Annotated in this window: 24 protein-coding genes and 1 tRNA gene; 9 read left to right on the top strand and 16 right to left on the bottom strand. The window is 65.8% G+C overall.

Translation table 11 applies throughout. The features are described from left to right. Positions 1-4: 4 nt before the first annotated feature. From R4P95_RS21475 to R4P95_RS21490, 4 genes are all read right to left on the bottom strand, one after another. Positions 5-1,960, bottom strand: coding sequence for an ABC transporter ATP-binding protein (locus R4P95_RS21475; protein ID WP_250765396.1), 1,956 nt, complete (start codon positions 1,958-1,960; stop codon positions 5-7). After that, on the bottom strand, positions 1,957-3,690 hold the full coding sequence (locus R4P95_RS21480) for an ABC transporter ATP-binding protein (protein WP_317745223.1): 1,734 nt from the start codon (positions 3,688-3,690) through the stop codon (positions 1,957-1,959). The genes R4P95_RS21475 and R4P95_RS21480 overlap by 4 nt, the downstream gene beginning before the upstream one ends. A gap of 92 nt (positions 3,691-3,782) precedes the next feature. Continuing rightward, entirely contained in the window at positions 3,783-6,137 is a 2,355-nt protein-coding gene (locus R4P95_RS21485) for an MMPL family transporter (protein ID WP_317745224.1), read from the bottom strand. Between the two features lie 47 nt (positions 6,138-6,184). Then, positions 6,185-6,787: a TetR/AcrR family transcriptional regulator gene (locus tag R4P95_RS21490; RefSeq protein ID WP_109326193.1), complete on the bottom strand. Its 603-nt coding sequence runs from the start codon at positions 6,785-6,787 to the stop codon at positions 6,185-6,187. A 120-nt stretch (positions 6,788-6,907) separates the two neighbouring features. Between R4P95_RS21490 and R4P95_RS21495 the strand changes: the two genes are divergently transcribed. Beyond that, a complete protein-coding gene (locus R4P95_RS21495) occupies positions 6,908-7,723 on the top strand; it encodes a methyltransferase domain-containing protein (RefSeq protein ID WP_317745225.1) in 816 nt (271 codons plus the stop codon). A 16-nt stretch (positions 7,724-7,739) separates the two neighbouring features. Here the strand turns inward: R4P95_RS21495 and R4P95_RS21500 are convergent, their stop codons facing one another. Further along, positions 7,740-8,237: an RrF2 family transcriptional regulator gene (locus R4P95_RS21500; RefSeq protein ID WP_213574584.1), complete on the bottom strand. Its 498-nt coding sequence runs from the start codon at positions 8,235-8,237 to the stop codon at positions 7,740-7,742. A gap of 109 nt (positions 8,238-8,346) precedes the next feature. Here R4P95_RS21500 and R4P95_RS21505 point away from each other — a divergent pair, with 109 nt between their 5' ends. Further along, positions 8,347-9,315, top strand: coding sequence for a sterol desaturase family protein (locus tag R4P95_RS21505; RefSeq protein ID WP_317745226.1), 969 nt, complete (start codon positions 8,347-8,349; stop codon positions 9,313-9,315). On the opposite strand, the gene R4P95_RS21510 is transcribed toward R4P95_RS21505, so the two are convergent. The 5 genes from R4P95_RS21510 to R4P95_RS21530 form a co-directional block, all read right to left on the bottom strand. Beyond that, complete coding sequence (locus R4P95_RS21510; RefSeq protein WP_317745227.1) at positions 9,247-9,933, bottom strand: YceI family protein; 687 nt, start codon at positions 9,931-9,933, stop codon at positions 9,247-9,249. The two genes, R4P95_RS21505 and R4P95_RS21510, sit on opposite strands and share 69 nt — an antisense overlap. A 138-nt stretch (positions 9,934-10,071) precedes the next feature. After that, a complete protein-coding gene (locus R4P95_RS21515) occupies positions 10,072-10,659 on the bottom strand; it encodes a DUF3618 domain-containing protein (RefSeq protein ID WP_317745228.1) in 588 nt (195 codons plus the stop codon). After that, positions 10,656-11,081 (bottom strand): phage holin family protein, encoded by a 426-nt coding sequence (locus tag R4P95_RS21520; protein WP_213574588.1) that lies wholly within the window; start codon positions 11,079-11,081, stop codon positions 10,656-10,658. The genes R4P95_RS21515 and R4P95_RS21520 overlap by 4 nt, the downstream gene beginning before the upstream one ends. Then, positions 11,078-11,992 (bottom strand): hypothetical protein, encoded by a 915-nt coding sequence (locus R4P95_RS21525; RefSeq protein ID WP_317745229.1) that lies wholly within the window; start codon positions 11,990-11,992, stop codon positions 11,078-11,080. The genes R4P95_RS21520 and R4P95_RS21525 overlap by 4 nt, the downstream gene beginning before the upstream one ends. A gap of 216 nt (positions 11,993-12,208) precedes the next feature. Continuing rightward, the gene (locus R4P95_RS21530; protein ID WP_317745230.1) at positions 12,209-12,874 is read right to left on the bottom strand and encodes a helix-turn-helix domain-containing protein; all 666 of its coding nucleotides are present in this window, start codon (positions 12,872-12,874) and stop codon (positions 12,209-12,211) included. 212 nt (positions 12,875-13,086) lie between these two features. On the opposite strand from R4P95_RS21530, the gene R4P95_RS21535 reads away from it, so the two are divergent. Beyond that, on the top strand, positions 13,087-14,025 hold the full coding sequence (locus tag R4P95_RS21535; protein ID WP_213574592.1) for a metal-dependent hydrolase: 939 nt from the start codon (positions 13,087-13,089) through the stop codon (positions 14,023-14,025). After that, the gene (locus tag R4P95_RS21540) at positions 14,025-15,179 is read left to right on the top strand and encodes a hypothetical protein (RefSeq protein ID WP_317745231.1); all 1,155 of its coding nucleotides are present in this window, start codon (positions 14,025-14,027) and stop codon (positions 15,177-15,179) included. Before R4P95_RS21535 ends, R4P95_RS21540 begins: the two co-directional genes overlap by 1 nt. A gap of 53 nt (positions 15,180-15,232) precedes the next feature. On the opposite strand, the gene R4P95_RS21545 is transcribed toward R4P95_RS21540, so the two are convergent. The 4 genes from R4P95_RS21545 to R4P95_RS21560 form a co-directional block, all read right to left on the bottom strand. Next, a tRNA-Ser gene (locus R4P95_RS21545) sits at positions 15,233-15,323 on the bottom strand. Positions 15,324-15,379: 56 nt separating this feature from the next. After that, entirely contained in the window at positions 15,380-15,571 is a 192-nt protein-coding gene (locus R4P95_RS21550) for a CsbD family protein (protein ID WP_159918878.1), read from the bottom strand. Positions 15,572-15,709: 138 nt separating this feature from the next. Continuing rightward, positions 15,710-16,168 carry a nucleoside deaminase gene (locus R4P95_RS21555; protein ID WP_109326169.1) on the bottom strand — a complete coding sequence of 153 codons (459 nt, stop codon included), beginning with the start codon at positions 16,166-16,168 and terminating at the stop codon, positions 15,710-15,712. A gap of 10 nt (positions 16,169-16,178) precedes the next feature. Next, entirely contained in the window at positions 16,179-16,718 is a 540-nt protein-coding gene (locus tag R4P95_RS21560; RefSeq protein ID WP_317745232.1) for a tRNA adenosine deaminase-associated protein, read from the bottom strand. Between the two features lie 49 nt (positions 16,719-16,767). Between R4P95_RS21560 and R4P95_RS21565 the strand changes: the two genes are divergently transcribed. Then, positions 16,768-17,736 (top strand): prephenate dehydrogenase, encoded by a 969-nt coding sequence (locus R4P95_RS21565; protein ID WP_317745716.1) that lies wholly within the window; start codon positions 16,768-16,770, stop codon positions 17,734-17,736. A gap of 49 nt (positions 17,737-17,785) precedes the next feature. Here R4P95_RS21565 and R4P95_RS21570 read toward each other — a convergent pair whose 3' ends face one another. Next, on the bottom strand, positions 17,786-18,373 hold the full coding sequence (locus tag R4P95_RS21570; protein ID WP_159918876.1) for a putative glycolipid-binding domain-containing protein: 588 nt from the start codon (positions 18,371-18,373) through the stop codon (positions 17,786-17,788). Then, complete coding sequence (locus R4P95_RS21575) at positions 18,370-19,464, bottom strand: hypothetical protein (RefSeq protein ID WP_213577396.1); 1,095 nt, start codon at positions 19,462-19,464, stop codon at positions 18,370-18,372. Before R4P95_RS21575 ends, R4P95_RS21570 begins: the two co-directional genes overlap by 4 nt. Before the next feature lie 180 nt (positions 19,465-19,644). On the opposite strand from R4P95_RS21575, the gene R4P95_RS21580 reads away from it, so the two are divergent. The 4 genes from R4P95_RS21580 to R4P95_RS21595 all read left to right on the top strand — a co-directional run bounded on the left by R4P95_RS21580 (position 19,645) and on the right by R4P95_RS21595 (position 22,321). Beyond that, complete coding sequence (locus R4P95_RS21580; protein ID WP_213577398.1) at positions 19,645-20,790, top strand: DNA cytosine methyltransferase; 1,146 nt, start codon at positions 19,645-19,647, stop codon at positions 20,788-20,790. A gap of 19 nt (positions 20,791-20,809) precedes the next feature. After that, positions 20,810-21,223 carry a very short patch repair endonuclease gene (locus tag R4P95_RS21585; RefSeq protein ID WP_208962884.1) on the top strand — a complete coding sequence of 138 codons (414 nt, stop codon included), beginning with the start codon at positions 20,810-20,812 and terminating at the stop codon, positions 21,221-21,223. 107 nt (positions 21,224-21,330) lie between these two features. Next, positions 21,331-21,597, top strand: a complete 267-nt coding sequence (locus tag R4P95_RS21590; protein ID WP_230990067.1) for a hypothetical protein — start codon at positions 21,331-21,333, stop codon at positions 21,595-21,597. Positions 21,598-21,664: 67 nt separating this feature from the next. Next, a complete protein-coding gene (locus R4P95_RS21595; protein ID WP_317745233.1) occupies positions 21,665-22,321 on the top strand; it encodes a class I SAM-dependent methyltransferase in 657 nt (218 codons plus the stop codon). Positions 22,322-22,393: the final 72 nt, after the last annotated feature.

Genomic DNA, 22,393 nt, shown 5'->3' on the forward strand with positions numbered 1-22,393 from the left:
CCGGTCAGACGTCGGCACCCACGAACTGGCTGTTGTACAGCCGGTAGTACGCACCGCGGGCGATCAGCAGATCTTCATGGCTGCCTTGCTCGACGATCCGCCCGTCCTCCATCACGACGATCAGATCGGCGTCGCGAATCGTCGACAGCCGGTGTGCGATCACGAAGCTGGTGCGGTCGCTGCGCAGGACCGCCGTGGCGTGCTGCACCAGCAGTTCGGTACGGGTGTCCACCGAACTCGTCGCCTCGTCGAGGATCAGGATCGACGGCTGCGAGATGAAGGCGCGCGCAATCGTGATCAGCTGCTTCTCACCGGCGCTGATGTTGCTGCCTTCCTCGTCGATGACGGTGTCGTAGCCGTCGGGCAGCGAGTGGACGAACCGGTCGACGTAGGTGATCCGTGCCGCCGCGAGAATCTCCTCCTCCGTGGCGTCGGGCCGGCCGTAGGCGATGTTGTCGCGGATGGTGCCCCCGAACAACCAGGCGTCCTGCAACACCATGCCGATCCGGGACCGCAGGTCGTCCCGAGACATCTCGGCGATGTCGACACCGTCGAGGAGGATCCTGCCGCCGTCGAGGTCGTAGAACCGCAGGATGAGGTTGACCAGCGTGGTCTTTCCCGCGCCGGTCGGCCCCACGATCGCGACCATCTGTCCCGGCTCGGCCACCAGTGACAGGTTTTCGATCAGCGGCTTCTCCGGCGAGTAACTGAAGGAGACGTTCGAGAACTCGACGTGTCCCTTCGCCAGCTCGGGGGTCCGGGCGTCGAGCAGATCCGGCTCTTCCTCGTCCTCGTCGAGGATCGCGAACACCCGCTCCGCGGAGGCCACACCCGACTGCATGAGGTTGACCATGGCGCCGATCTGGGTGAGCGGTTGCGTGAACTGGCGGGAGTACTGGATGAACGCCTGCACGTCACCGAGACTCATCGTGCCGGACGCCACCCGCATGCCGCCGAGGACGGCGATGGCCACGAAGTTGAGGTTTCCGAGGAACATGATCGCGGGCATGATGAGGCCCGAGATGAACTGCGCCCGGTAACTCGCTTGGTACAGGTTTTCGTTCTGTTCCTCGAACCGGGCCTCCACCTCACGGCTGCGGCCGAACACGGTGACCAGTTCATGGCCGGTGAAGGCCTCTTCCACCTCGGCGTTGAGCGCCCCGGTCGATTTCCACTGCGCAACGAAATGCGTCTTGGAGCGTTTCGCGATCTGCGCTGTCACCAGCACCGACAGCGGGACGGTGAGTACGGCGATGAGTGCGAGCAACGGCGAGATCACGATCATCATCACCAGGATGCCGATCACGGTCATGGCCGACACGATCAGCTGGCTCATCGTCTGCTGCAACGACTGCGACACGTTGTCGATGTCGTTGGTGACGCGACTGAGTAGGTCACCGCGGGAATGGGAATCGAAGTAGCGCAGCGGAAGCCGGTGGATCTTCCGTTCCACCTCGGCGCGCAGGTTCTTCACCACTCCCTGCACGACGATGTTGAGGAGGTACCCGGACAGCCACATGAATACCGACGACCCGACGTACAACGCGAGGACGATCGCGAGAACACGACCGAGTGCCCCGAAGTCGATACCGACTCCGGGTATCACGGCCATGCCGGACACCATGTCCGCGAACGTGCCCTGTCCGTCGGCCCGCAGAGCGGCGACGGCCTGGTCCTTCGACATTCCCGCCGGCAACTGCTTGCCGACGATGCCGTCGAAAATGATGTTGGTGCCCTGACCGAGAAGGCGCGGCGCGATGGAGGTGAGCACCACCGCCACCCCGGCGACCAGAATGACGGTGCTCACGGCGATGCGATGTGGCCGCATCCGCCCCAGCAACCTCTTGGTGGACGGCCACAGAGCGTGCGGCTTGGAGCCGGGCGCTCCGGGCGCGACCGGCCCCGGGATACGGGGGCCCGCCGGCTTCTCGGCGGTGGCGGTGCTCGTGCGATCGCTCATAGGGCTTCCTGAATCGATCGTTGGGATTCGACGATTTCGACGTAACAGGGGCAGGTGTCGAGCAGGTGGTCGTGGGTACCGATTCCGACGATGGCGCCGTCCTCGAGCACCACGATCTGGTCGGCCTCCACGATGGTCGACACCCGTTGCGCCACAAGGATCACGCAGGCGTCCGCCGTTTCCGGTTCGAGCGCGGCGCGCAGTCGCGCGTCGGTGGTGAGGTCGAGAGCAGAGAACGAATCGTCGAAGAGGTAGATCGACGGGCGGCGCACCAGAGCCCGTGCGATGGCCAGGCGCTGTCGCTGCCCACCCGACACGGTCGTGCCCCCCTGCGCGATGGGGGTGTCCAGGCCCTCCGGCATCGCCCGGACGAAATCGGCGGCCTGCGCGATCTCCAGCGCGTGCCACAACTCCTCTTCGCTCGCGTCGGGCTTGCCGTACCGCAGATTGGTGGCGACGGTGCCCGAGAACAGATACGGCCGTTGCGGAACCAAACCGATCCCCGACCGCAGAACGTCGAGGTCGAGGCGCCGTACGTCGACATCGGAGACGGTGACGGTGCCGGCCGTGGCGTCTATGAGGCGGGGGATCAGCGAGAGCAGCGTGGTCTTACCGGATCCGGTGCCACCGATGATGGCGGTGGTTTTGCCCGGTTCTGCCCGGAAGCTGATGTCGCGGAGCACCGGTTCGTCGGCGCCGGGGAACTTGAATTGCGCGTCACGCAGTTCCACCACCCCCGGATGCTCGATCCGGGTGACAGGTTCGGCCGGCGGGACCACGGTCGACTCGGTGGCCAGAACCTCACCGATGCGTTCTGCACATACCGTCGCCCGCGGTGCCATCATCGCGATGAACGAGGCCATCATCACCGACATCAGGATCTGCATGATGTAACTGAGCATCGCCGTCAGCGAACCGATCTGCATACTGCCGCTGTCGATTTCGTGCCCGCCGAACCAGATGACGGCCACGCTGGTGATATTGGCGATCACCATGACCAGGGGAAACATGATCGCGGTGAGGCGGCCGACGCGCAGGGCGGTCTGGGTGAGTTGTTCGTTGGCCGTCTCGAAACGCTCGATCTCGGAGCGTTCACGGACGAACGCCCGGACCACGCGGATGCCGGTGATCTGCTCGCGCAGGACGCGGTTGACACCGTCGATCCGGGTCTGCATCTCGCGGAAGGCGGGCACCATCCGCGAGATCACGAACCCCATGGACAATCCGAGGACCGGCACGGTGACGGCGAGGATCCAGGCGAGCCCGACATCCTCGCGTATCGACATCGCGATGCCGCCGATGCACATGATCGGCGCCATCACCAGAATGGTGCAGCTCATCACGACGAGCATCTGCACCTGCTGCACGTCGTTGGTGTTACGGGTGATCAGCGACGGTGCACCGAACCGGCCGAATTCGCGGGACGAGAAGCTACCGACCTGATGCATCACCGCCCGGCGCACGTCACGCCCAAAGCCCATGGCCGCGCGCGCGCCGAAGTACACGGAACCGATGGAACACACAATCTGGACGAGGGTGACGAGCAACATCACGCCACCCGTCCACAGGATGTAACCGGTGTCGCCCTTCGTGACCCCGTTGTCGATGAGGTCGGCATTGAGGCTGGGGAGGTAGAGCGCGGCCGCCGTCGCGACCAGTTGGAACAGGACCACCAGCATCAATTCCCGCTTGTACGGGCGAAGGTAGGTGGAGAGCAAGCGGTTCAGCATGGGCTGCGGTCCTGACGCGTCATCATGATCTTCGAAGGTTACCGGGCCTGCGGCCCGTGAGTGGTTGAGGAGTCCAGAGACTCCTCAACCACTCACGGGCGCGGAGCGCCTACTAGCGCGTCGTCCGACTCGGGGAGCGCCTGGCGTAGCTTCTCGCCCTCGATGTCGACGTTGGGCAGGATCTTGTCGAGCCACTTGGGCAGCCACCAGGCCTTGTCGCCGAGCAGCGCCATGACCGACGGGATGATCACCATCCTGACCACGAAGGCGTCGAAGAACACGGCCACCGCCAGAGCAAAGCCGATCGACTTGATGAACGAGTTGGGTTCGGCGATGAAGGCGGCGAACACCGACATCATGATGACGGCCGCTGCGCTGACGACGCGGGCGCCGTGGTTGAAGCCGACGGTGACTGCCTGCTTCGCGGTCGCACCGTGGACGTACTCCTCACGCATCCGCGTCACCAGGAACACCTGGTAGTCCATCGCGAGCCCGAACACCACTCCGATCAGGAAGATCGGCATGAAGCTCACGATCGGCTGCGGGTTGGCGATGAGGCCTCCCCAGCCTTCCTGGAACACGGCGACCGTGGCACCGAAGGTTGCGGCGACGCTGAGCAGGAAGCCGAGCGTTGCCGTCAGCGGCACCAGTATCGAGCGGAACACCAGCAGCAGGAGGAGGAAGGCGAGACCCACGACCACGGCGAGGTACGGAATCAGCGCATCCTGCAGCGTCTCGGACACGTCACCTTCGAGCGCGGTCTGCCCGGTGACGCCGTAGTTGACGCCGATCGAGTCGTGCAACTCCGCCTCCGCACCGCGGATGTTGTTCACCAGATCCATCGTCGCCGGATCGCTGGGGGCACTGGACGGCGTCACCAGGATTTGCGCGGTGTCACCCGCCCGGTTCACGCCCACGATCTGAGCGTTCGACACGTCGTCCTGCGCCGAGATGGTGTTCACCACTTCGTCGAACGCGGCAGCCGGTGTGCCGGAGGTGAGGTCCTTGGCGTCGACGACGACGAGCAGTGGACCGTTCTTGCCGGGACCGAATCCTTCGCCCACCAGGTCGTAGGCCTGCCGCGAGCTGGTGGCGGGGTCGCCTGTGCCCTCACTCGGAAGAGCGAGGCTGAGTCCCGTCGCGGGAATGGCGAGTGCGCCCAGCAGCACGACACCGGCGATCAACGGAATGGCGGGTCTGCGCACCACTGCGCTGATGTAGCGCAGCGCGAAGCTCGGCTTGCCCTCGTCGTCTTCGAGGTCACGACCCTGCAGAAAAGGGATCTTTCCGGCAAATGCCTTGCGCCCGAACAACCCGAGGATGGCCGGCAGCAGTGTGAGCGCGATCATGACGGCGATGAGCACCGTGAACGCGGCGGCCGCACCCATGTCCGTGAGGAACGGGATTCCGACGACGCGCAGCGCGATCAGCGCGATGATGACCGTGAGACCGGCGAACACCACGGCGGAACCGGCGGTGCCGACGGCACGTCCCGCCGCTTCCGAGCGGTCCGACGTGAGGGAGAGTTCGTGTCGGAAACGCGACACGATGAACAGTGAGTAGTCGATGGCGACTGCGAGGCCGATCATGATGGCCAGGGTGGGCGTCATCGAACTCAGGTCGGTGAACCCGGTGGCCACGGTGATTCCCAGGCTGCCGATCATGATTCCGATGATCGCGGTGATCAAGGGGAGGCCGGCTGCGACGAGCGAGCCGAAGGTCAAGGCCAGAACCACGGCCGCCACACCGATTCCGACGAGCTCGGTGGCGCCGCCCGGCGGTTCGGCATCGTTGGCGGCCGATCCACTGATCTCGACGGTCAGGCCGGCGTTGCGGCCGGCGTCGGCTGCCGACGAGATCTGTTCGCGCAGAGCCTTGTCCACGTCGCCCATGTCGCCCTTGAAGGGCACCTCGACGTAGCCGACGGTCTTGTCCGCGTTCAGCGGTGACAACGCCTGTGCGTTCGCGACGGCCGTCTCTTCGCTGATCCCCTTGTCCGCGGCGGAGGACTTCGCCATGTCGAGGAGCTGCGTGTTCGCCTCGACCGGGTTGACCAGTGCCAGCGCGGCGTCGGCTCCCGAAGCAACCGCGGGATCGACCTTGGCCGCATCCTGGACCTGTTCGATTCCCCGCACCTTGGCGAGCACGGCGTCCATCGCCTGCCGGCTCTGTTCACTCTCCAGGGTCTGCCCCTCGGGTGCGGCGAAGACGAACCTGGCGCTCACCGCTTCCATGGGGTTGTTGCCGGCCGCTTCGGGGAAGCGCTCGGCCATCAAGTCCTGCGCCTGCTGCGCTGGGGTGCCGGGAATGGAAAACGAGTCCTTGGTGGGACCCGACAGGGTCGCCGCCCCGACACCCATGAGGACGAGGATCACCAACCAGACGCTGATGACCGCACCTTTTCGCCGGTAGGCGAATCTGCCGATCCGATAGAGATAGGTGGCCACTGGAGGCTCCTTCTGAGTCGGTGGAACGAGGGGTCGGGCGCAACCGGTTACGGCTGCGGGATTCCCTGACGGAGTTGACGCATGGCGTCGCGGACCAGTTCTTCGGGTCCGCTCGCACCCGATTTGCCGCTCATCCACAGATCGAGCGACACCTTGCATGCCGAGCCGACTGCCATGTGCAGCAGGTTGGGGTAGAGGTCGGTGTCGATATTCGTGCCCGTTCGTTCGGCGATCACCTCACCGACCAGGCGGGTCACCCGAAGGTGCACCTCGAGCTTCTTCGCGAGCAGCGCGGGACTGGTCTCGACGAGCTCCATCATCACGACGGTCTCTTCGAGGGGTTTCGCGGGATCGGTGACGATCTGGACCACCACGTGTTCGAGGGAATCCCAGATCGGCTCGTCTTCCGGACGAGCGCGGAGCAGGTTCACCCAGTCGTGAACGGACTCCTCGAAATGCGCCAGAACCGCCTCTTCCTTGCTGGAGAAGTAGTTGTGGAACGTCCGAGTCGACACACCCGCCTCGGACGCGATGGCGTCGGCGGTGACGCATTCGATGCCCAGCGCCCGGGCCAGGCGCGCGGCGGCACCGCTGAGAGCCGCGCGAGTGGCGGCTTTCTTACGGTCCCGCAGTCCCATTTCCGAAATCACTCCATCCACCGTACAGAACTTGCAGAACTCTGCAATTTTGCAGAGGAGTGCAATTTCTATGACGTTGACCACTCGACCGTTCGGCTGTGCTCGCCGTCACCGCTGAACTACCGTGGATTCATGGCAGATTCGGCCGTGCCGCTGTCGTTTCGGTCCGACGAGATAGACCGAGACGCCCTCGAACAACTCGCCTCCGTCCTCGACATCCAGGCCGAGCGGCCGGGAATCCGACGTCTGCGCGCCTGGTCCCACGACGCCCTCCACCTCGAACCGGGCGAACACACGCTCGACATCGGCTCGGGAACCGGATCGGAGACCCGGACAATGGCTCGTGCCGTCGGCGCGGCGGGGCGAGCGATCGGGCTGGACCCGAATCCCGGAATGGTGCTCCTCGCGCGCGAACGGACGGAGGCCGCGCGGTCGACGGCGCAGTTCGTCGTCGGCACCGCCTACTCCCTACCCTTCGCGACGGGCAGTCTGGACGCCGTGCGCTGCGAGCGGGTCTTCCAGCATTTGACCGAGCCGGAACGAGCGGCAGCGGAAGTGGCGCGCGTCGTGAAACCGGGCGGAAGAGCCGTGATCCTCGACAGCGACTGGGGAACGGCGATACTGCACCCGGGCGATCCCGACGTTCTCGCGCGCATCACCGGCGTGATGCTGACGAACACCGCCAATCCGTATTCGGGCCGGCTTCTGCCGGGTCAGTTGACGCGGGCCGGACTCGTCGTCGAGGACACAGGTTCGCAGGCACTGATGCAGGAACCCGGCGACGCCACGGGTCCGCTGGTCACAATGATGATGGATGCGGCGGTGGCCGAAGGCGCGATCTCCCCCGCCGAACGGAGAGCCATTCTCGAGCAGCTGGAGTCGGGCGCCCACACCGGCGACTTTCACATGTCCGTGACGATGTTCGGATACCTCGCGCGCAAGCCCTGAGCGGCGGCCCGCACGATCAGCCGCGCTGTGCGTCCTCGGCCGCCGGTGCAGCCGCACGGGGGCGGCGCTCCCACGCACCGGGATCCGCGGTGAGTGCGGTGAGGAAGTCTGGGAGCCGCTGCTCCGCGATGTCGGCCACACTCACGTTCTCGAGTACCGCACGCAGGTTCACTCGCACGGCGATCCACACGTCTTGCAGCTTGGCCGCCGGCCCGCCGTATTCCACGTCCTCGGGCCTCTCGCCGCGCACCGAGGCCAGCGGCCCCTCGACGGTACGAATCACGTCGGCGATGGAGATGTCCGACGCCGGACGGGCAAGCCAGTATCCGCCGTCGGGGCCGCGCCTGCTGTTCACCAGTCCCCCACGACGGAGGTCGGCGAGCACGGCTTCGAGGAATTTGTGCGGAATGGTCTGCGCATGCGCGAGGAACTCGGCTTTGGACGGTGACGGCCCGGCAGCGGCCAATTCGATGAGCGTCCGCACGGCGTAGTCCACCTTGGCGGTGATGTGCACACCAAATTCCTATCACCTGAGTATGAAAAGGAGCAAACGTGCGCCGAGGGTCCGTGAGTGATCGCCATCACGTACCGTGAACTGGACGATCGTATTGTGCGGAGGACGCATGTGGGACACCGTGATGTCGGCGTGGACTTCGGCCCTGTTCGAGCCACTTCACGAACCTGTGACGCTCGCCGTTCCCGCGTTCGTGGTGTTCCTCGCCATCGAGTGGCTGGCGGCCCGCCACCTCGAGGACGCGGCGATCGGGCCCGACGGCAGGTCCCGTCCGGCACCCGGTGGATACGAGCGCCGCGACGCCCGTGCAAGCGTGTCGATGGGCGCGGTCTCCATCGCGACGACGGCGGCATGGAAGCTGCTGGCACTCGTCGGTTACTCCGCGATCTGGGTGTATCTCGCACCGTGGCATTTACCGGCGGACGCCTGGTACACCTGGGTGATCCTGCTGGTCGGAGTGGACCTCCTCTTCTACGCCTACCATCGGATGGCCCATCGCATCCGGCTGATCTGGGCCACCCATCAGGCGCATCACTCCAGTGAGTACTTCAACTTCGCCACCGCGTTGCGGCAGAAGTGGAACAACAGCGGCGAGATCGTGATGTGGATTCCACTGCCGCTCATCGGTATTCCACCGTGGATGGTCTTCATCGGCTTCTCCGTGAACCTCGTCTACCAGTTCTTCGTGCATACCGAGCGAGTCGACAAGCTTCCCCGGCCGATCGAATTCGTGTTCAACACTCCCTCTCATCACCGGGTTCACCACGGCTGCGATTCCGAGTATCTCGACCGCAATTACGCCGGAATCCTCATCGTGTGGGACAGAATGTTCGGGACCTTCCGGGCCGAAACCCACCGCCCCACTTATGGGCTCACCAAACCGGTCGGGACGTACAACATCTGGAAGCTGCAGACCCATGAGTACGCCGCGATCGGGCGGGACTGGCGCGACGCGCGGTCGTGGCGAGACAAACTCGGCTACGTGTTCGGACCGCCCGGATGGGCGCCGTCAGGAGCGCGCCAGGCTGATCAGGAAGTCCACGGTGCCGCGGCCGTCCACGGTCACGAAGCCCAGTGACGGTGGCTGCACTCCGAAGTCGGTCCAGGTGACCGGGATGCTGCCCGAGGCGATCAGGTCGTCGCCGGAACGCAGAACCTCGATGTCCACCGTGACCGGACGCGACTGCCCCTCGAGCGTCAGGGTGCCCTGGGCGGTCACCGTCCCCACCGAACCGTCGTCGGGAAGACCGGACAGGTCGACCGGCTCGTCGACGGTGAATGTGGCTGTCGGATGGGTGTCGGTGTCCATCACGTTGCCGCGGAACTGAGCGTCTCGACGCGGCTGATCGGTGGTGATGCCGGCGACCTGCACGCTCACCTCGCCGGCGGTCAGCTTCTCGCCCTCGACGGTGGCCGAACCGGCGACTTCACCTGTGGAACCGACCACTGTCACGCTCGCGCCGTTGAGGATTTCGTGGACGGTGTATCCCGCGGCGGTCTGGTTCGGCGCCTCGCCGGGTACGACCGTCCACTGCCCGTCGACCGACCCGGAAGCCGCCTCGGCGCCCTCGGTCGACACCGACGCCGCCGGGGCATCGTCCTCGGCGATGAACTGACCGTATGCCCACGGGCCGACCAGGACCGCGAGCACGAGAACGGCAACGACTCCGCCGATGGCCCACCACAGCTTCTTCATGCAGACAGGGTAGTTGCAGCTTCAATGGCTGTCACTCGGTTCGCGCGGTGGGGTCGTCGCTGGTGCATCGTCGAACCCACCGAGACATACGTGTGCCCCGCTCGGGTGGGAATCCGAACGGGGCGTCGGTATTCCGGGTCAGCGTTGCTGTTCTCGGACCGTGTCCTTCGCATCGGCCGCACGGCCCTGCACGTCCTGAGCGGCGGACGTTCCCTCCGCCTTCACGGTGTCCGCGGCCTCGGTCACCGTCTCTTTGACCGCCTGGGTGGCGTTCTGGGCGGGCTCCTTCAGGTTCTGGGCCGCGTCCTTCGCGACATCGGTCAGTTCCTGCGTGAGGGGCTCGGCCTTCTCCTTCACCGCGAGAGCGGCCTCCTGTTCGCGCTCACTCGCGGGAAGCATCGACGCCACCAGCAACCCGGCACCGAAGGCGATCAGTCCGGCCGCCAACGGGTTGCCCTGCGTGTGCCGGCGCACCGCGCGCGGAGCTGACTGCGCGGCGTCGGCGGCGGAACTCTGCGCGTCGGCGAGGCTGGAGCCGGCGTCCTGCGCGGACCCCATCACGCGGTCGCGCACGCCGCCGACCGCGCTGGTCATCCTGCCCACCTTTCTCTTCGCAATGGTGGTGGGGTTCGCTTCCCGAGCGAGGGTGTCCACGTCGGCGCTGAGATTACGGCGGGTGCGTTCGATGTCGGCGCGGATACGGTCGGGGTCCTGGCTGGTGGTCATGGCGACTCCTGGGGGTGAGGGGTGAGCGCGTCGGGAATTTTCTTGGCGGTGTCGGTGGTCTGCGGGAGGCCACGCGCCTTCTTCAGTGCCGCCCGGCCGAGTACGGCCAGAACGGCGGCGATGATCGCCCACACGAGCATGACGACCAGCGCGGACCAGCCGCGTCCGATCGCATTGCCGAGGCTCCACCATGCGGCAACGGACAGGAAGAGCACCGCAAAGTGCGCGGCTACCGCGGCGCCGGCCAGCATGCCCGCGCCCTTACCGACGCGATTGGCGGTCTGCGTCGCTTCGGCTTTCGCGAGCGCCACTTCTTGACGCATCAGGACGGTGAGATCTTCGCTGACGTTCGACAGCAACTCGCCGATGGAAGGCGGCTCTGTGCCGTTTCCTTCGGTGTGAGGTCCGTAGGGTGCGCTCATCGCGTCACGTCCGGGCCGGCCGGCGGGTACCCGGTCTCGGGGTAGCCGGATTCCTGCGTGTACCCGGGTTGCTGCGAGTACCCCGGCTGCTGGGTGTAGCCGGGCTGCCCGGTGTATCCGGGTTGCCCGGTGTATCCGGGTTGGGCGTACCCCGGTTCCGTGTATCCGGGCTGCTGCGAGTACCCAGGCTGGGTGTAGCCGGGCTGTGGCGAAGGTGGATATTGGGAGGGCGGGTACTGCGGCGGCGCGTCGTACAGCCGCTCCGGCTCCGGAGGGAGTGCTCCCGCATCCGGAACCTCCGGCGGCCACTGTTCACCCTGACCTGCGCGGGCACGGTTCGGCGCGGCGGCACCGCTGTCGTCGTTCGCCGCCATCAACGAGCGGCCGAGTCGACCGGCGAGCAACCCGGCGCCGGCGGCCAGAGCGAGGAAGGTGCCTGGTTTGCGCCGCGCGAATCGCGTCACTTCATCGAGAACGTGCCCGGGTTCGCGGTCGTCCAGCCACGAGGCGATGGCGTGTGTTTTTTCGGCGACCTGCTTCGTGAGATCGGTCGCCATTCCGGGCTGCTCGGAGTTTCTCGCCATCGATCCGAACTCGTCACCGAGGGCCCGAAGGCCCGACGCCACTCGCTTCTGTTGCGTAGCTGCCTGATCAGTCAATTCGCTCCGTGTTTGCTGCAGAAGGTCTTTAGCCTGCTGCGTCGCCTCGCCGGCGACATTCTGTGCTTGTTCACCTGCGACACCGGCGACGTGCTTGCCTGCCCCGGCCGCATCACTCGCGACCTCTGTCGCCTGCTGCTTCGCGACGTCCGTCGTCGACTCGTCCTGTGTGCGCGTTGTGGGCGTGTGCGTTGTGGGATCGGCCCACGCACCCGCTTGGTCTTGTGTGGGGTTACCACCGGGAATAGTCATGTGTTGGCCCTGCCTCCTGCGTGAACGTGTGTACGCGTCGGTCCGTACGAAGCGGACGTGTTGTTGCAGTTACCCCACGCCCTCGACCCGAAACAGGCAGCGGCACATCGATCCAGGATCTCGGGAAATATGTCGGCGTACAAAGAATTCACCGGCGGAAGGTGAGATCATGCGGCGCCGAACTCGGCAACGCGCACTAAGAAGTAGCCAGCTCTGCTACTGCAGGAACTGAGAGCCGCCGCGGGCAGTGCTGTCGGCAGCACGTCGAGTCGGTGCGGCGGGCTGCTGCGGGGCGATCGCAGGCCCCATCCAGCGTCGGAGATATCGACGCATCTCATCGTCGCTCCTCGGCGGGTTTCCCGGGGAAACGAAGAACGACTGCATGGTTCGAAGGACGTACTCGACGAGATCCGCGAGAGCGGGGTCGTCGTACCCGCAGCCCTCCCAGTCGACGTCGAAGCGCTTGATCATCGTCATCCCGAAGGTGCGCGCCTCGTGCGAGGTGATGCCCTCGGGATCGACGTTCGAGTACGAGCTCGACAGCAGTATGCCGAGGTGGGGGGTCCGACGCACCTCGGCCAATGTGTACACCACTGCCTCGATCATCGCGTCGACCGGATCCTCGATGCCCTTCACCTGCCGGGTCAGTCGATCGAGAAATCCGTCGACGGACGCGATGGCGGCCGCCCTCATCAGTGCGTCGGCGCTGGGAAAGTATCGGTAGACCGTCTGGCGGATAACGCCGAGCGACTCCGCCACATCGGCGATGCTGATCGCCGAACCCGTTTGTCCGATCAATTCGACTGCGGCGGCAACGATTCGGCGAGACGCTTCGTCATCGTCGCCGGGTGGACTACCCCCCCAGCCGCGCCTTCGTGCCACTGCCGCTTCCTCGGATCGAGTTTTGTCCGTCGGGCGCGCGGAACCACGGCGGGAGCGCGCCCATCCAGATGAACGGCGACGCTACCACAGAGCCCCCCGCCGACATTTCGAACCTGAGCCTCGAAAGTAATCATACAGATATGCCGCCGTATGTATGATCGTTGCCACTGAGGCTTCCACCCAGCCCGTTTCGAAAGACGAGGTATCGCACAGTGACCGATCTACAAGTCCGAAAGATGCGCTTCGCGTTCGCGGATTACGACGTGCCGTTCGTGTGGAACGAGGAGAATCCGGCCTTCTCGAGCATGGCCAACGCGGTCTCGTTCCTGGCGATCGGCTTCGAGAAGATGATCGTGAAAATGATTCTCCAAACCAAGCCGCTCATCACCGATCCTGCAGTTGCCGAGGAGGCGGACGCCTTCATGCGGCAGGAAGGGCAGCACTCGACGGCTCACCGCCAGCACGTCAAGGCACTGATCGATCGATACCCGGGACTTCAGGAGACCCTGGACGAGGTGATCGGAGAATTCGACCGGCTCACCGCCCAGACCTCGCTCAACTATCGACTGGCGTACACCGCCGATTTGGAAGCGACCTTCACTCCGGTGTTCAAGCTGATGCTCGACAACGATTCCACTCTGTTCCGGCCCGGAGACGACCGGGTCGCGTCCTTGTTCATCTGGCACTTCGTCGAGGAAGTAGAACACCGAAGTTCTGCGCTCATCATCTTCGATTCCGTTGTCGGGAGTGACATGTACCGGATGCGGATGGCCCCGTCGATCTTCCGGCACGTGCTGAAAGTGATCCGGATCGCCTGCGAAGGCTTCAATCGGCACGTCCCGCTCGAGGATCGCAAGGTCGATGCGCTGTCGATGTTCGCCTCGTACCGGCGTCAGCAGAACCTGCGCAAGCGGTTGCCCCTGCTGCGCGTCGAGGACAACGGCCCGATGATGCGCGCGTTCGACGATCTCCCGCTCGGCAAGCAACTCACCGCGTTGGTGGGCATCATCCGCAGCCAGCTGCCGCGGCACAACCCGGATCACGAGAAGCTGCCCGCACTCGCCGACGTGTGGTTCGAGCGTTACGAGGCCGGCTACGATGTCACGCACTGGTATTCCGCCGACACAGTTGCGTCTTCGGAGGCGCGCTGATGGCCGATCATTGCTCACCCACATTCGACCAACTCGCGTCGGCGCTCGGGTTCTCGTGCCAGGAAGCCGGAGGGCTCGTCGAGGTCCGCAACCCACTGGCGTTGGAAAACTGGACACTGCCTGTCCTCGAGCTCACCATCGTTCTCGGCTCTGTGCTCGCGCTCGTGGTCGCGATCGTGCGCATGCGACGGATGGGCGATCCCACCAACCTGGTGCTCTGGTTCGGCGCAACCGCGTACCTGTTCATCATCGAGCCGCCGCTGTACTTTCCCGCCGCCTTCGGCATCGAGGACCACGTGGACACGATGTTCGCGCACAACGTGTTCACCGTGGAGTTCCTCTGGGGCCGACTCCCGCTGTACATCATCTCGATCTACCCGCTGATGGCCACGATGGCCTTCGAGATCGTCAGAATGCTCGGTGTCTTCCGCAGGTACGGAGTGCTCGCCGGCGCGGTCTGCGTGGGCTTCGTCCACCACGCCTTCTACGAGATCTTCGACCATCTCGGACCGCAACTGCGGTGGTGGGAGTGGTCGACCGAGAATCCGATCAATCAACCGCTGTTCGATTCCGTGCCACTGCCGAGTGTCGTCGTGTTCGCTGTGCTGTGGCCGATGTCGCTGGCGTTCTGCGTGCAATTCTTCGTCGGCCGTCACGTCGACGAGGGCCGGCGCTTCTCCGGTCCCGAACTGGTGTGGCGCACAGTCGTCATCGGTGTCCTGGCGTCGCTGGGCACGTTCATCCTGCCGCTCCCGGCGACGGTATTCGGAATGGGCAGCACCACCGCCCGCGCCGTTCTCTACGCAGCGGAACTTCTCGTCGTCACCGTCGTCGCGATCTGGATTCTCGTCCGCCAGTGGATGCGGCTGCGCGGGGAGAAGGATGGACCCACGTACACCAACCACTTCGTCCAGCGCTACGGCGTGGTGTACCTGAGCGTGATGGCGCTGCTCTGGGCCACGGCGTTGCCCGACTACTTCGGGGCGGTCGACGGCGTCACGGACAACGGCGACCCGGTGGGCAACCTCTGGTACACACTCGCCTGCTTCGCGGTCGCGGTCCTGTGCGTCGTCGCCACCTTCACCGTGCCGCGGAGAAACACCGCAGGCAGCGACATTGCTTCCGCCGAAGCACCCGCAACAACAGGCCCGTAAACGCGAGAAAACCCCTGACCCGGTCTCGAGGACCGGATCAGGGGTTTTACCCTTGGCGGTGGCGGAGGGATTTGAACCCTCGGACGGGGGTTACCCGTCACACGCTTTCGAGGCGTGCTCCTTAGGCCGCTCGGACACGCCACCGCCGGTGACTTTACCGGATGTGACGCCCGAGCCTGAAATCGCCAGGTGGAGCCGCTTTACGTGAGCTTGTCCTTGAGGTTCGACGCGGCGTCCTTGACCTTCTCGCCGGCGTCCTTGACCGCGGACGATGCCTGATCGGCCTTGCCCTCGTCGCGAAGGTCCTTGTCGTTGGTGGCCTTGCCTGTGGTTTCCTTCGCCTGACCCTTGAGGTCTTCGGCCTTGTTCGATGCTTTGTCTGCGATTCCCATGAGATACCTCCGTGAATCCGTTTCGGACCCGGTGCCGGGCCCGGCGGCGCCTCGTTCGGTGCCTGTCTCCAGAGAAGCACGGATCGTGCCGACCCGGCTACACACTGTCGAGTACCCCACGAAAACGTTTGAAACCGGTCAGCGCCGTTCTCGGAAGAAATCCTCGAGGATCCCAGCACACTCGTCTTCGAGAACACCCCCGCGGACCTGCGGCCGATGGGTGAGTCGGCGGTCGCGGACGACGTCCCAGAGGGAGCCGACTGCTCCCGTTTTCGGTTCCCACGCGCCGAAGACGACACGCGACACCCGCGCGAGCACCAGCGCTCCTGCGCACATCGTGCACGGCTCGAGGGTCACAGCCAGCGTCGTGCCCTCGAGGCGCCACCCGTCGCCGTAGACCCTGGCCGCCTCCCGGAGCGCCATGATCTCCGCATGTGCTGTCGGGTCCGACATCGCCTCGCGTGAGTTGACCGCACGCGACACCTCGACCCCGTCGGCGTCGAACACCACGGCACCCACTGGTACATCGGCGTCGGTGGCGGCGCGCGCAGCCTCGATCGCCACGCGGATCATCCGCTCGTCGTCCTGAAGTGTCACCGGACGAGAACTATCGCGGAAGTTTGTCGAGAACCCCCGACAGCTCCGTGGTGAAGCCGAGGCGCTGAGCGATCATGCCCAGCTGCTCGTCCGGGTACAGGTCTGTTTCGGCGGTGATCACAGCCAGCACCGGTTCGGGGAGCCCCAGGTCGGCGAGGAGCGAGAGATCACCCTCCTCCCACGGCTCGACGTCGTCGAGGTCGTCCGGGTCGATGTCCGGCACCTCGATGTTCAGCGCCTCCAGGACATCCGCTGCGATGTCGTAATCGATGGCCGCGGTGGCGTCGGACAGCAGCAGTCGCGTGCCCGACGGCGCCGGCCGCAGAATGATGAAGAATTCGTCATCCACGTCCAGCAGACCGAAGAACGCGCCCGCGCTGCGGAGGGACCGTAATTCCTCCTCCGCGGCGCTCAAACTGGTCAGAGCGGCCGAGCTGAGGGCCTTGACCTTCCATCGGCCGTCCTCGTGTACTACCGCGACACCGAAGCCCTCCAGATCCTCAGCCCGATCCGACGAGGCGCTGTTGTTTCCCGCGCGCTGTGCACCCATGAGCGCAACGGTAGCCCGCGGGGTGCCGGTAAATGAAGTCCGTACACGAATGTGCCAACCTGAGCAGGTGTCAGATACCGCTTCCGCACCTCCGGTGTGCGTCCTGGGCCTCGGTTTGATCGGCGGATCCCTCCTCCGTGCCGCAGTACGGGCGGGCCGCGACGCGTGGGGCCACAATCGCTCCGCGCAGTCCGTCGAGGCCGCGCGGGCGGACGGATTCGACGCGGACACCGATCTGGTCGCGGTGCTTCAGAGGGCGTCGGCGGAATCGGCGCTCATCGTGATCGCCGTACCGGTCCCCGCCGTGGCAGCCACCCTGACCGCGATCGCCCTCTACGCCCCGAACTGCCCGATCACCGATGTGGTCAGTGTCAAAGCGGAAGTCGCGGCCGCGGCGGCCCGTCAAGGACTCGCAGACCGGTACGTGGGCGGGCACCCGATGGCCGGAACGTCGGCGTCGGGGTGGAGCGTCGGCAGCGCCGACCTGTTCCGGGAGGCGGTGTGGGTGGTCGGCACCGACGACGGCGTCGACCCCGGAATCTGGATGCAGGTGGCGCAGCTCGCCTTGGACTGCGGTTCCGTCGTCGTGCCCGCCGAATCCGCCGAACACGATCGGGCGGTGGCCCGGATTTCGCACCTCCCGCACCTGCTCGCCGAAACCCTGGCCGTGACCGGTGAGGCGGGTGGGCCGCTGGCGCTGGGGCTGGCGGCGGGGTCGTTCCGGGACGGCACTCGCGTCGCCGGAAGCGCACCCGGTCTGGTCCGGGCCATGTGCGAGGGAAACCGGAGTGCGCTGCTCATCGCCCTCGACGAGGCGCTTGAACTGCTGCAGAGCGCTCGGACCGAACTGGCCGAGGAGTCGTCCACGGCAACGCTCGTCGACGCCGGACATGCCGCCCGCACCCGATACGACAACCAGGAAACCTGGGACATCACCGGCATCGTGCCGGGCGACGACGGCTGGATCGAGGCGATGCGCGACGCGGGCCGCCGCGGTGGGCGGCTCCGCCGCCTGTGAGTGCTCGACGAGTGCAGAGACTCGTTAACCGCTCACGGGCGCGGAGCGCCTAAATCCGTTCCGCCAGCCCCGGGTAGTTGAGGATGAACCCTTCGGCGTCGACGGTGACCGACGAGCTGGACACCGGAGAAAGGACGTGAATCCCGTCCGGACCGCTGCTGTAGGTGAGGATGGCGCCCTCGACCCGGAGGTCGAGGAGGTTGACGTAGACGACGGGCACCTGAATGTCCTCGGAGCCGAGATGCATCCCGTACCGCCGGATCGGCAGAGTGTTGAAGAAGGGGCTGAGCACCATGTCCACGTCGAGGGCACCGTCGAATGTGGAGCGCTGATGGTGGGCACCGTGCTGCACCATCCACGTACCTTCCTCGTCGCGGCTGATCGACATCTGCCGCTCACCTGCGGCGACAGAGGTGCGCAGCGACAGCCGGCGGGTGACGCCGCTTTCGTCGGTGACGAGGTCGTAGGAGGCGCTGAACGCGGGGTGCTCGGGACATGTGCCGCCGATGATGCGGCCGGCAGCCTTGATGCGGTCACCGCTGAGCTGGACACGCACAGATTCCATACGGGGTGCGTTTTCCGCCCGCCACGTCAGTACTGCAGGCCAGGACGGGGCACCGGAGTCTTGGATGCTCACCTGTCTACGGTAATCGACGACGGCTCGCGGGGTGGCAATGGGCCGAGTTTCGTTGCAGCAGAGTTGCCGAGATCGGCTGCCCGGGCCCGATCCATCGCCGCGATGCGCGCGGAGAACACGATCAGGGCGCCCAGGCCGACGGCCACGTTGAGCAGCGCGCCGAATTCCTGGGCCACGAAATCGAAGACCTCTGTAAGCAGCACGGTGACGAGCGCCGCGGACCGCAGGAACTGCAACGGCCACATCTTGCCATTGCGCAGCCGCACCGTCGCGCTCCAGCACAGCACGAATGCGATGGCCGAACCGACGAGCTGACCGATGGTGGTGATGTCCGCTCCTGCGCCGCGCAGGTCGTCGTCGAGGGTGATGACCGCGCTGATCAGACCGAGCGTGGAGAAAACGGTCAGACCGACGGCAGCCGTCCACAGCATTCCAGGGCCCTTCGCGAACTCGGGTGTCGCACGTCGCGCGAGTTCGCGCACCGACGGCACCACCCGGCCTTGCCGATCGGGACAGCGGTCGAGCAGATCGGCAACGCACGCGACGGTCGACGCATCCGCCCCCGCCTCGCCCGCGCGACGGAGCTGAGCGAGGGCCTGCTCTCGCCGCACCCGGTCCAGCCCGCGGTCGAGGCCGCCCAGGGCAATGGCGGCCGCGTTGGCGACGTCCTCGGTGACGGTGGGCGGGCGCACGTCGTGCAGCCACCGATTGAGCAGCAGCAACACCACGATCACCACGTACATGATGGCGACGGACGGGCGGTAGAAGTAGTCGTTGGTCTTGGTGACGAACTTGCCGATCTCGTCGAGGAACAAGCCGAACCCGATGCCGCCCACGACGACGGCAACGATGCGCGGTTTCCGGCCGAGGAACGAGAACACCGTCACCAGAGCCACGATCATGCCGAGCCCGCCCCAGAGCACATGCGCGATGTGCAGAGAGGACCCGCCGACCTGGGGATAGCCCGTCAGGTGCAGGTAGGCGCGGGTGAGCAGGATCGTGAGGATGCCGATGATGACGAACGCCTCGACGAGACCGCTGCCCTGGGCGTCGCGCAAAAACAGCGACCTCTCGCGAAACCCGGGAATCATCGCGCCTCCCTGCGTACCCACCCACCCGAAGTCTAGGTCGCTCAGCCACCCGTGAGTGCTTGTTAACGCCCCGCTGTTAACAAGTACTCACGGGTCGTTGGTCAAAGTCGGTGCAGATCTCGAGTAACGTTCTCGGGTGACTGGTTCGTGAGGAAGGGTGCCGTGACGTCAACCGGGAGCATGGTGGGCCTGTTCGCCGGTATCGGCGGGCTCGAGTTGGGTCTCCGAGAGCACGGCTGGAACACCGAACTGCTCTGTGAGATCGATCCGGGCGCCCAGGCGGTTCTGCGTACCCGATTCCAGGACGTGCCGGTGCATTCCGACGTCACGAAGCTGCGGTCACTCCCCCAGGACATCGAGTTGGTCGCCGCCGGTTTCCCCTGCCAGGACCTGTCCCAGGCGGGGCGGACGGCCGGGATTACCGGCTCGCGATCGAGTCTGGTGGACGAGGTGTTCCGACTGGTCAAACGCCGCAAGGGTCCCCGCTGGCTGCTCATCGAGAACGTGCCGTTCATGTTGCAGCTCGGCCGGGGCGCCGCTATGAGGCATATCACCGACGCCCTCGAGGACCTCGGGTACATGTGGGCGTACCGGGTGGTCGATGCCCGAGCCTTCGGACTTCCGCAGCGACGTCAGCGGGTCTTGATGCTCGCTTCGCGTACCGACGACCCTCGTCCGGTGCTGTTCGGTGAGGATGCCGGGGAGCGCCCGGTGGGTGATCCGGCCGACTATCCCTGCGGCTTCTACTGGACCGAGGGCACCCGTGGACTCGGCTGGGCGGTCAATGCGGTCCCGACGCTCAAAGGTGGCTCTTCCGTCGGGATCGCCAGTCCACCGGCCGTGCGGTTACCGTCGGGCGAAATCGTCACTCCAGGGCTGATCGACGCCGAACGGCTCCAGGGATTCGATCCCGACTGGACCGCTCCGGCCGCGCTCGTCCCGGGCCTGCGCAATAGCCATAGGTGGAAACTCGTCGGCAACGCCGTGAGCGTGCGGATGGCGTCGTGGGTGGGTGGACGTCTGGTGGCGCCGGACGCCTACGAGCGCAGCGTCGAGACTCCCCTGAATCCCGGCGACGCGTGGCCCGCTGCGGCGTGGGGGATGAACCGGCAGGCATTTCGGGTGCACATGTCGACGTGGCCGGTCCAAGAACCCTACGAGGATCTCAGCGGGTTTCTCGAGGACACCCGGCTGTTGTCCGCCCGCGCGACTGCAGGTTTCCTCAAACGGGCGCGGATGGGCAACCTGCGTTTCATTCCGGGCTTCATCGACGACGTCGAAAGTCATCTCGACCGTATGGGCGGGTTTCCGCAGGCTGCGGCCTGACGGACACCAAGCGTTCGCGATGCCCTCCACCGATCCCGCCACCAGCGCCCGGATGCGGGCGCAGCGGCGGCGAGATACCGCTCCCGAATTGGGGTTGCGGCGGGAGCTGCACCGCCGCGGGGTCCGATACTTCGTGGACCGGGCCCCGATGAAGGGCATCAGGCGACGCGCCGATCTGGTGTTTCCACGCCGCAAGGTGGCGGTGTACGTGGACGGCTGCTTCTGGCACAGCTGCCCGAAGCACGCCACTTTCCCGAAGAACAACGCCCAGTGGTGGGCCGACAAACTCGCGGGGAACGTCACCCGCGACCGAGATACCGACGCTCGACTCATCGAGTCCGGCTGGACGGTGGTGCGCATCTGGGAGCACGAGGACCCCATCGAGGCCGCCGACCGCGTGCAAGAGGCTTTGGGCACCGTCGAACTGCCCTGAACCGCTCGATGCGAATTTTGCACCCTTGGGGGTATGGCTGCCCGGGAAAGTTCGGTGCAGGATGGGGTCATCGGAAAAATCCCACGCCTTACTCCCGGAGGAGCATCATGATCCGCCAGTTCTTCGCGGCGGCCTCCATTGCGCTCGCAGCGGCTGCCGTACCTCTGTTCGGTGTCGGTCCGTTCGCGGCGGCCGCACCGGGCGACACCTACATCAGCAATCCCGTGACCGACCCGGCGGATCAGGCTTTCTGTGACGATCAGGCAGCACTCGCCAACAATCTGTCGGCCAAGGGCGACTACGCGCGGGCCGACGGGGTCGCCTCTTCGGCGAACATGAGCGGTTGCCGAATCTTCACGTTCCAAGCCTCGTAGTCGCCGCACATTGCCGGTTCGGCAACAGAACTTTCATCTGGCGCCGGGTGCCCCGCACAGTGGAGCCATGACGCACGTACATGAGCACGACCCCAGCGATTTCTACAGCCAAGAGTTCTGGGACGAGCGGTACAGCTCGACCGGCGCGGTGTGGAGCGGGAACCCCAACCAGCGCCTGGTGGAACAGACAGCGACGCTGACCCCGGGCCGCGCTCTGGACGTCGGCTGCGGCGAGGGGGCGGACGTCATCTGGCTGGCCTCGAACGGCTGGGACGCCACCGGAGTCGACGTGTCGACGGTGGCGCTCGAGCGCGCCGCCGCACAGGCAGCAGAGGCCGGCGCTGCGATCGCGGACCACACCACTTGGCAGCAGGTCGACATTCGATCGTGGGAGCCGCCAACCGGACAGTTCGATCTGGTATCCGCGCAATTCATGCAACTGCCGGAGCCGGCCCGCGGCGAGCTGCACCGTCGCCTGGCCGCGGCCGTGCGGCCAGGCGGACACCTGCTGATCGTGGGTCATCACCCCACCGATATGCACGCCTCGGTGGGCAGGCCCGATGTGCCGGACATCATGTTCACCGCCGAACAGGTGGCGGCCGTGCTGGACCCCGAGAACTGGGAGATTCTCGCGTGCGCGGCCCCGGCGCGAGAGATCACCGACCCGGACGGAAACCTGGTCACTATCAAGGATGCGGTTCTGCACGCGGTCCGGAGTCACTGACCGCCGTCCCTCTACTGTGGCGTGATACGTAGCTCCCTTGCCCCGGAACGAGGAACGATGGCCGAGCTGTTC

The organism is Rhodococcus sp. IEGM 27 (genome assembly GCF_033142305.1).
Lineage (GTDB): Bacteria > Actinomycetota > Actinomycetes > Mycobacteriales > Mycobacteriaceae > Rhodococcus_F > Rhodococcus_F oxybenzonivorans.